At 63.8% G+C, this 1477-nt stretch carries 2 protein-coding genes and 1 pseudogene; 1 reads left to right on the top strand and 2 read right to left on the bottom strand.

Features of this window, described 5'->3' with window-relative positions; genetic code table 11:
• Positions 1 to 266: 266 nt before the first annotated feature.
• The gene (locus EOD07_RS34110; RefSeq protein ID WP_127238324.1) at positions 267 to 548 is read right to left on the bottom strand and encodes an acylphosphatase; all 282 of its coding nucleotides are present in this window, start codon (positions 546 to 548) and stop codon (positions 267 to 269) included.
• A gap of 139 nt (positions 549 to 687) precedes the next feature.
• Between EOD07_RS34110 and EOD07_RS34105 the strand changes: the two genes are divergently transcribed.
• Positions 688 to 1176, top strand: a complete 489-nt coding sequence (locus EOD07_RS34105) for a MarR family winged helix-turn-helix transcriptional regulator (protein WP_127238323.1) — start codon at positions 688 to 690, stop codon at positions 1174 to 1176.
• A 45-nt stretch (positions 1177 to 1221) separates the two neighbouring features.
• Here EOD07_RS34105 and EOD07_RS34100 read toward each other — a convergent pair.
• Positions 1222 to 1477: pseudogene (locus EOD07_RS34100) on the bottom strand (pyridoxal phosphate-dependent aminotransferase); the annotation flags it as partial.

Raw genomic sequence — 1477 nt, 5'->3', positions numbered from 1 at the left:
CATCGCGACGCATCTCCATCAACGCATCGCAGACGGAATCACATCCCAACACAAGACCGCTAATCAAAAGCGAGTCATTCATCTCAAAAGATGTGTGCATCCCCTAGCGCAAAGCGGGGGAGAGGTGGCTCGGGCGAAGCCCGAGACGGAGCGGGGGTTGCGGCGCTGGCGGGTTTGTTCTGAAATTCATCAAGATTGCGCTGTCCCCTCTCCGTCGCGGCTTCGCCGCGCCACCTCTCCCCACTGTCGTGGGGCGAGGAAAGGCCCTAGACGATGATCCTGAAATCAGCCGGCACGTCGCCGGCCGCTTCCTCGATCTCGACCTTCGAGACAAGCGCTCCTCGCGGCCCTTGCCACAGGCGTTCGATCATCGCCGTGACGGCGCCATCGGCGCCGGCAATCAGCGCGGTGACCGAGCCGTCGCGCTCGTTGCGCACCCAACCCGTCAGCCCGAGTCGCATGGCTTCACCGCGCGTCCAGACCCGGTAGCTCACGCCTTGCACCGTACCGGAAACACGCACCCGAACGGCTCTTTGCTCACCTTGCATCGTCCGCTCCAGAATCGTCCCCATCAATCTGGAGCACGAGGGGTGAAATGCAATCGGTTTGAGGGCAGCAATTCCGCTGATAGTTGACTCAGTCAACCAATGAGGGAATTATCGGACGCAATGCCCCTAGGAGGCCAGCATGCCGCACGACGCCCTGGTCCATGAGATTCGCCGTTTCAACCGGTTCTATACCGGGCTGGTCGGGCTGCTCGACGAGACCTTGATGCAGAGCCCTTACACATTGGCCGAAGCCCGCGTGCTGTTCGAGCTCGGGCGCAAGCCCCGACCGGGCGGTGGACGGGCCGGTTTGCTGGCGCGCATGTTTCATCTCGACCTCGCGCCCGCGGCGTCGGAGTTGGCCGGCGAACTCAACCTCGCCCCTGCCTATCTCATGAGGGTGCTTCGGAAACTCGCCGCCATGGGGCTGGCAGGAATGCGCGATGGCTCGGAGAACGGGCAGCCCGTTCTTTCGCTGACCAGGCGGGGCAGGGCCGCGCTGGTTGATCTTGAGGCGGCGACCAACCGCGACCTCGCCCGGCTGATCGTCAAGCTCGAGGACAAGGAAGCCGCGGAGCTTTCCGATGCGCTGAACCGCGTGACGCGCCTGCTGGCAGCCGCCGAAATGTGAATTGCCGGTCTGCTCCGGGAAGCAGGCACATGGGACAGGGTTCGGTCAGTTCCCCCGCGCCGCTGCCAGCGCGCCGGGCAATTCCTCGGCGAAGATGTCGAGCTCATGGTCGAGGCCGACGCTGACCCTGATGCACCGGTCGAGTCGTGGCGCCATCGGCTTGCGGATGAACACGTCGCGCGACAAAAGATTCTGCATCACTTTCAGCGCGAAGGCGCCGTCGCGGCCGCAGTCGATCGTGACGAAATTGGTCGCCGACGGCAGCGGCTTGAGGTCGTTCTGCCTGGCGATGGCTGAAATG

This window comes from Mesorhizobium sp. M2C.T.Ca.TU.002.02.1.1 (genome assembly GCF_003997225.1).
Note: the sequence above shows the minus strand (reverse complement) of the source record. Positions and strands in the feature narration are given on the sequence as shown.

What these genes read in the sequence shown, in the direction of transcription:
- EOD07_RS34105 (WP_127238323.1), top strand. Translation starts at nt 688, where the DNA reads ATGCCGCACGACGCCCTGGTCCATGAGATTCGCCGTTTCAACCGGTTC.
- EOD07_RS34110 (WP_127238324.1), bottom strand. Translation starts at nt 548, where the DNA reads ATGCAAGGTGAGCAAAGAGCCGTTCGGGTGCGTGTTTCCGGTACGGTG.